The sequence below is a fragment of the Asticcacaulis sp. genome, assembly GCF_027484505.1.
Taxonomy (GTDB): Bacteria; Pseudomonadota; Alphaproteobacteria; order Caulobacterales; family Caulobacteraceae; genus Asticcacaulis.
Genome location: NZ_JAIXSV010000141.1, coordinates 1 through 7,313, shown reverse-complemented (window position 1 = coordinate 7,313; position 7,313 = coordinate 1). Strand labels below are relative to the sequence as shown.

The 7,313-nt window shown below is 54.0% G+C and carries 4 protein-coding genes and 2 pseudogenes; 2 read left to right on the top strand and 4 right to left on the bottom strand.

The window, feature by feature from the left end; genetic code table 11:
• Both Q0072_RS09115 and Q0072_RS09110 read left to right on the top strand, forming a co-directional pair.
• Window positions 1–3,537 (top strand): ATP-binding protein (locus Q0072_RS09115; protein ID WP_298328794.1); only part of this gene is annotated, 3,537 nt, incomplete at its 5' end.
• Between the two features lie 75 nt (window positions 3,538–3,612).
• Window positions 3,613–4,233, top strand: a complete 621-nt coding sequence (locus tag Q0072_RS09110; RefSeq protein WP_298328791.1) for a response regulator — start codon at window positions 3,613–3,615, stop codon at window positions 4,231–4,233.
• Window positions 4,234–4,589: 356 nt separating this feature from the next.
• Here the strand turns inward: Q0072_RS09110 and Q0072_RS21910 are convergent, their stop codons facing one another.
• The 4 genes and pseudogenes from Q0072_RS21910 to Q0072_RS09095 all read right to left on the bottom strand — a co-directional run.
• Window positions 4,590–5,036: a toxin-activating lysine-acyltransferase gene (locus tag Q0072_RS21910; RefSeq protein WP_366941795.1), complete on the bottom strand. Its 447-nt coding sequence runs from the start codon at window positions 5,034–5,036 to the stop codon at window positions 4,590–4,592.
• A gap of 249 nt (window positions 5,037–5,285) precedes the next feature.
• Window positions 5,286–6,683: a hypothetical protein gene (locus Q0072_RS09105; RefSeq protein ID WP_298328789.1), complete on the bottom strand. Its 1,398-nt coding sequence runs from the start codon at window positions 6,681–6,683 to the stop codon at window positions 5,286–5,288.
• Between the two features lie 19 nt (window positions 6,684–6,702).
• A pseudogene (locus tag Q0072_RS09100) lies at window positions 6,703–7,158 on the bottom strand (ATP-binding cassette domain-containing protein); the annotation flags it as partial.
• 24 nt (window positions 7,159–7,182) lie between these two features.
• Window positions 7,183–7,313 (bottom strand): annotated as a pseudogene (locus tag Q0072_RS09095) (IS5/IS1182 family transposase); the annotation flags it as partial.

The following is a 7,313-nucleotide window of genomic DNA, read 5'->3' as shown; positions in this document are numbered from 1 at the left end:
CTGGTCGTCAGTCCGCTTTCGCTTGAAGACACCCGCCGGGCTATCCGTGCCTCACTGCCCGGTAACGTGCCGCAGATGGGCGATATCGGTGAAATGATCCACCGGCGCACCTCCGGAAATCCGTTTTTTATCAACCAGTTTTTGCGCACTCTTCTGGAGACCGGTGCTATTCGCTTCGATCCCTTGTCGGAAAGCTGGTCGTGGCAGCCCGACGGGTCTCAGGGGGCTGCTGCCCCCAGAGATATTGCGTCATTCATGGCGGAGAAGCTGGCCAGTCTGCCGCCGGAGACCCAACATCTGCTGCGCCATATGGCCGGTGTCGGGCGCACGGTGAACACGGACCTGTTGTGTGCCCTGATGGCGATAGAGCCCGCGACCTTGCGGCGTCAGATCAGGCCACTGATCGACAGCGGACTGCTTGTGGAAGAGACGGCAGATTATGCCTTCGTCCACGACCGCGTGTTCGAGGCAGCCTATGGCCTGTCCACCGACCTTCAGCGATCTGAGGTTCACGCGCGTATTGCGGACCTTTTGCTCGCTCAGCCGACCAGGCCCACCGACGATGGGCTTTTTGACATCGCCAACCATATCGAGCGCGCCAATCCGGAAGCGCTTTCACCGGATCAGAAATTGATCTTTGCAAAGGTCTTGTACGATGCCGCCACCGCGGTCCGACAGTCCGGCGGCATCGTGCAGGCAAAACGCTATCTGGGCGCTGCTCTGCGCCTGATGTCCGAAACGTGGTGGCAGGCGTCTCACGCGCTGACCTTCAATATCCATGTGGCTTATGCCGAAATATTGCTGGCTGATGCCCAGACGCAGGCGGCAGCTGAAGTGATCACGCGGCTGCTTCAACATGCGCAATCCGGCATCGAGGAAGCCGCCGCACGGCGCTTTCAGGCCCACTATCTGACGCTTCAGTCCGATTATGATGCGGCGATCGACGTGGCACTCATTGGATTGACGTCGCTGGGCATCTCGCTGGAACGCTATCCGTCGGCTGAGACGATTGATCGCGCCTATGCCCGCGTTCAACAGGCGCTTGCCGGGCGTCCGGTGGCCGCCTTGAGTGAACTGACCCCGATGTCAGACCCGCAGATGCAAAGCGCCATGGCGCTGCTGTCCACTCTGATTTCCTCTATTTTTACGACGGATGGCCTGCGCTTTGTGCATCTGGCCACCATTGTCGAATTGTCGATCCGCCACGGGGTAGCACCGGAATCGGCCTATGGTCTGGGCTGGTACGGCCCCATGATTGCGGCCATGTACGACGCTTATGAGGATGGATACGCCTATAGTCAGGTCGCGCTCGAACTGGTCGAAAAGCACGGCTACGATGCGCAGCGCACCTCCGCTCTGACCGCCGTGGATCAGATCTGCGTGTGGAAACAGCCCATGTCCTACGCCCTTACCCAAGTGTATGAGTCGATCAGTGCGGCGGACAAGGCTGGTGATGCGGGCATGATCTGCTACGCCCGCAACCATCTGATTTCGGACCTGCTGGTGATGGGCGTCCCCCTGTGGCGCGTGGCCGAAGACCTGACGCCGTCACTGGCCCTGACCCAGAAGTTTGGCTATCGCGACATTGAATTGCTGCTCAGAGGTCAGCAGCATCTGGTTCACAGCCTTATGAACGCAGGGCATGATATGGCACCGGATCTCGCCAGTCATGGCAATGTCGCCGTGACCACCCGGTTCTGGGTCAATCTGTACTTAGGCATTGCCGACTATTGGCTGGGCAGGTTTGACTCCTCTGTATCCAGACTGGCGGAAGCTTCGGGTCTGACCTCCTATTTGCTGGCGCATATCGATACGGCGTGGTGCGATTTCTTTCTGGCCCTGGCGCTTGCCGCACAGGCCGAAGACGAGATCAGCCGCCCGCAGGCGCTGCAAAAGATGGCACCCCTGCGCGTCAAATTTGCGCAGTGGGTTAACCTTAACCCGCTCACCTTTGAGAACAAACTGTTCCTGATCGACGCGGAAATCGCCCGCCTTTCAGGGCAGGACCTGCGGGCCCTGTCTCTTTATGAGCGTGCCGCTTCTGCGGCTGAAAAGGCCGGTTTTATTCACGAGCAGGCTCTGGCGCATGAGCGGGCAGGGCGGCACCTGTTTGCGGCGGGCATTCGTTCTACGGCAGCGCATCACACGGATATCGCTGCTGATCTTTATGGCCAGTGGGGGGCGGCCGCCAAGACCTCACAGCTGGCGCAGGAGTTCGGGGCCGCCGTGCCCCGGCAAGACCGTCCGCTGGCGACGGATGATGGCCTCGATATGTCGCTGGCCTTGCGCACGTCGCAGGCACTTTCCGAAGAGATACTTCTTGATAATCTCGTCCGCTCCTTGATGCGCGATATGATCGTCCATGCCGGGGCCGATTTTGGCTCATTGATGACGATGCGCGGCGGAACGCCCGTTGTAGAGGCCAGTGGGACGATCACGGATGGCAAGCTCAGCGTGAAGCGTGAAATGGGGCAGGATAGTGCTCATGTGGTGCCCGCCACCATCCTTAATACGGTCAAGGCGACCCGCAAGGCGTTTCTGCTGGCGGATGCGCGCACAGATTTTCAGGGCCTGCACGGCTCCGTGACGGGCGCGCGCTCCATTCTCTGCGTGCCCATTGTCCGACGCGGGGATCTGACTGGCGTCGTCTATCTCGAGAACAATCTGGCGGGCGGTGTCTTTGCCCCGGCCCGGATTGCCATGATCGAGCTGCTGGCGTCTCAGGCAGCCATTTCACTTGAAAACGCAACGCTTTACGCCGAGCTTGTTCAGGAGAACGAGCGACGGGCGAGGAGTGAGGCCGCTCTGTTGACGGCGCGTGCCGAGCTGGCGCGGACCTCTCAACTGACAACTCTGGGTGGGCTGGCGGCCTCGATTGCACACGAAATCAACCAGCCTTTGTCGGCGATAGCCAGTCACGCCGATGCCAGCCGTCGCTGGCTGGAACGGCCCCGGCCTGACCTGCCCAATGCCCTGAAAGGCGTTGAAAGTATCCGGGCCGGTGTAGATCGGGTCACCAAGATCATTCAGGCGCTGCGATCCATTGCGCGGCAGGTGCCGCAGACGTTTGAAGAAATGGCCGTGGACCCGATGATCCGGCACGTTCTGCATCTGACCGAGGCGGAGGCAGTCATGTCCGAAATCAGCGTTACAACGCGGCTGAGTTGCGAAGAGTACCGGGTGATGGGCGACCGGACGCAACTGGAGCAGGTGATGCTGAACCTGATCACAAACGCGGTGGATGCCATGGTCAAATTGCCGGCACATCGCCGCAAGCTTGAGATCGAGTCCTTTGTTGAAGAGTCTCAGGTGACGGTTGCCGTGCGCGACAACGGACCGGGTATTCCTGCGGCGGTGCGCGACGCCCTGTTCGATCCGTTGGTGACGACCAAAGCATCAGGCATGGGAATGGGGTTGGCGATCTGCAAATCCATCATCGAAGCCCATCAGGGCGTCCTTTCGGTGGAAAGCCGCGAGACGGGGGCGGCTTTCAGCTTTTCCATTCCAGTGGCGTCAAAACGGCCTGACGGCCATTGACGCGCGGAGATTATCAGGGGCAATCGGGGTATCAATATGTTGGCAACATCCAGAGCCGTGAGAAGGAAGCCTGACATGCAGGGTTCAGGTGCACCGGTCATCATCATCGTTGATGACGATCCTATGGTCCGCAATGCCATAGACGATCTGTTTCGTTCGATGGGCTATGCGACGCGCGGCTTCGAAAGCGCGCAGGACGTGCTTGAACTGGATCTGGCCGATGAACTGGCCTGCATTATCACGGATGTCCGCATGCCGAGAATGGGCGGCCTTGAGTTTCAGAAGCTTCTGGCCGAGCGCAGGGATTTTACGCCTGTCATCTTTATCACGGGCTACGGCGATATCCCGATGACGGTCCACGCCATGAAGGCCGGCGCGGTTGATTTCCTTGCCAAGCCTTTCCGGGATCAGGACCTCCTGGATGCGGTCAATTCAGCTTTGGAACTGGCGCGTGAACGGAGATTCAGTTCGGATGAGCGCAGTGCCGCTCAGCGACTGTATGACACGCTGACGCCGCGTGAACGTGAAGTGATGGACGGCGTTGTGACCGGCCTGCTGAACAAGCAGATAGCGGGTGCGTTGGCGATTGCCGAGATCACAGTCAAGCTCCACCGCGCCAGCCTTATGCGCAAGATGGGGGTGCGTACTGTACCGGAGTTGATCAAGTATCATGATCTGATTTCACGCGAGGATTAGACCGCAAACTCAACCAAAAATATTGGTTTAAAAGCCGAATATTTATTCTTGCGGCTTTTTCGCAGGCGGATGAATAATGGTTGGTAAGTTTTGGCTGAGTGCTGCGTAATGGTCAGTTATCGAACCGGTTCTACCCCGGCTTTATTCAGGTGCGCGCTGAAAGGATGATCAACTCGACAACACCCAAAGCTCACCGCTCTGCAGATGATGAAAGGCGGCTGCACAATCACAGGGATAAAGCTATCTCTTGGCGCACTACCAGTCCGCACCATTATACCCTTTAGGCGGGTTAGTTCCTGGCAAGGATCGAGGTTAAGTTCGCGGTAAAAATTAATAAATGAGCGTTATTGGAAAAATTAAGCTCTTATGTTAATATATTTTGTTGATCCGCGACGATTTCGACATATTCGCCGTAAATTTGGGAAGTATAAAGATCTCATTTTTCGTGCCATTGACCTAACGTTACGAAATGGAGCGGTGATATTAATTATAAAGAACTGATCACCTTCGTTCCATTCGCTTACATCTGGTACGTATGATGGATTAGATGTAATTGTATCTATTACATCGTTAGTCAGGTATGCCCATGTAATAAATGCAACGGGAATACCTTTTGAATTATATAAAAATCTAATCTGATCTAATAAAATTGCTGGCCAAAGATACGGCGCTAGTTCCGAAAGGCTTGATTGTCGGCATTGACAACTTGATAAAATTCGAATCGCCCTGCCTAAATTTGCAGAAAAAATCTGTTCTTTATCGCTATTTTCGTAATTGAATACTATACTGCTTCCATGATTCATTTGGGTTTGCCTCCTGTCAATGTGTGCTTATTGATTAAGAACAGATTGACCAGACGGCTTGACCATCATTGAATTGTCTGGATAGAAATAGTTTGCGTTTCGTTCGAATATCGCGCGAAAAAATGTACAGACTCGAAAATGTTGATCGTGTCGATAAAATTTCAATCGTATCTGGCAGACCCTTCCAGTTTCGAACGGATTGTATAATTTTTTTATTTATGAACAATTCTATATCTGTTTTTGTAAAGTTTACATCGTGTATAAATTTTTTTCTATGTAATCAGAAGATAAATTTAACCTCATAAGGTTTAAATGATGCCTAGGCTTAAAAAAATGAAGAGACTTGGTAATGCTCATTGTTTCGTTCTCTTTTTGACAAATGGCATGCTTGAGCAAGCGCGCAATGTCATTGGCAGTCGCTGTTTCTTGTCCCGGGGCAATAAATTCTTGCTCGTCAAAATTGGTCAGAAGACGGCTCAACCATGAGGTTGAATGTTGCACATCGTCTCCCAGTGTCGCGGCCTGCTGTAGCATATAATAATACTGAATTTGTTCCTGTATTTCGAAAACCAATGCAGTATCAGGATGTTTGTTCAGTCCCAGTCCAGAAGCAATTGTTTCATTAAAAGATTCACGTTCTGCAATTTCTATATCTCTCCATATGCGATTTAAATCCAGTAATCCAATGAGGTCACTGGCGTACTTCGAAAAATAAAAGCTCAGTGATAGGAATGCTCTCTTTAGTTGACGTATCTCTGTTCCAAATTGTTCTCCAGCAAGGCCTGAAAATCTGCGCCAGTTGCGCAGAGAGCGGAAGGCTCCAAAATCAACCAACGCACCGTCAATTGTAATATTCGACGTAAGGAACTGTCCTTGCCACAACCGTTTTGCCCTCATCGCGCCAAGTTGACGCGCAATGGATACGAACATCTTTTTCAAGGTCGGAAACGTGTCGGGTCGACTAGCCGTGTGCCTGATGGCTTGTTTTACCCGCGTCGCATCCTTGTACTGATGGCTCTCGGCATGCCCGCTGTCGCCGAAAAAGATGCTGCGTTCAAAATGAGCTGGGCGAATGAAATCCGGCCGAACGACGATCGCTGCCCTGTGTTCTTTTCCGTCTTGGGGCGCCCTGAAATTTACGCCGGTATCTATAATGGCGAGAGTAGGAACCGCGCCACAGGGCAACTCTTCATTCGCAACTTCCGAAGATATAACTTCCCGGATAGCTTCGGACAGAGACATGAGGCCGTTGCGATGCTGCGCATCACTAAACCTCGATACCAACGGGGTTGGGCCTATGCCTTTTGCGTTGTAGCCATTCAGCGATGCGCACCTTCCACTGCCACCGTTGACGGCCCCGCCTGTTCCGCCGTACCGGTCGGCGTCGAGGAAGCCGTTAGCCCCAAAACGCACTGAGCCTTCGATAGGTAGGGATTCCGCAAAAACACCAAAGGATTCAAGCAACCATTCTTCACGTTGCTGAGCGGTACGCGGTTCGTCTTCAACAACCCAACGGGGGTTGATCCATATGACGCGGGCCTCGCTTATACGACGTGTCGGAAACCTGACCAATATCTCATCACCCAGATGTCCGAGCGATGCGCCGTACCGTGTGGCCTGTGGAGTGAACGGGAACGTTTTTGACATCTAATTCACAACGGCAGGGTTATCTGATGATTTCGACTTCGCCACTATGGACGCGAATTACGCGGCTTGCGCGCTCGACCAATGCCGGACGGTGCGCAACGACGATACGGGTTATCGATAGGCTGGCGACCATGTTTGAAACGGTTTCCTCGGTGACTGGATCGAGGTTAGCGGTTCCTTCATCCAGAACAAGGATCTGCGGGGAGCGATATAAGGCGCGGGCAAGCAGAACGCGCTGCTTCTGACCTCCCGAAAGACTAGACCCCATGTCTCCGACTAAGGTCAGGTAACCCATGGGCATCTTCTGGATGTCGTTGTGGACCTCAGCATGGATGGCCGCCCGCCAAACCCTTTCCATGTTTATGTCCGGGTCGAAAAATGAAATATTGTCTGCGAGGCTGCCAGACAGCAATTGATCGTCTTGGCGTACGACGCCGATATATGTGCGCCACGATTGCCATAAGGCCGGATTGGCCGTCTGACCGTCTAGGCCGTAGACTCATAACGCTTTAATCCAGATGCGAGAGGCTACAATCTTGACAGCGGCAAGGAAGTTAAGGGGATTTTTGTCGTATCGTGTGGCAATTCCCCTGAACTGCTTGAGCTTATTGAAGAAACGCTCCACCAGAT

Excerpts from the sequence above, each read along its gene's own strand:
- Q0072_RS09110 (WP_298328791.1), top strand. The coding sequence starts at position 3,613 with ATGCAGGGTTCAGGTGCACCGGTCATCATCATCGTTGATGACGATCCT.
- Q0072_RS09105 (WP_298328789.1), bottom strand. The coding sequence starts at position 6,683 with ATGTCAAAAACGTTCCCGTTCACTCCACAGGCCACACGGTACGGCGCA.
- Q0072_RS21910 (WP_366941795.1), bottom strand. The coding sequence starts at position 5,036 with ATGAATCATGGAAGCAGTATAGTATTCAATTACGAAAATAGCGATAAA.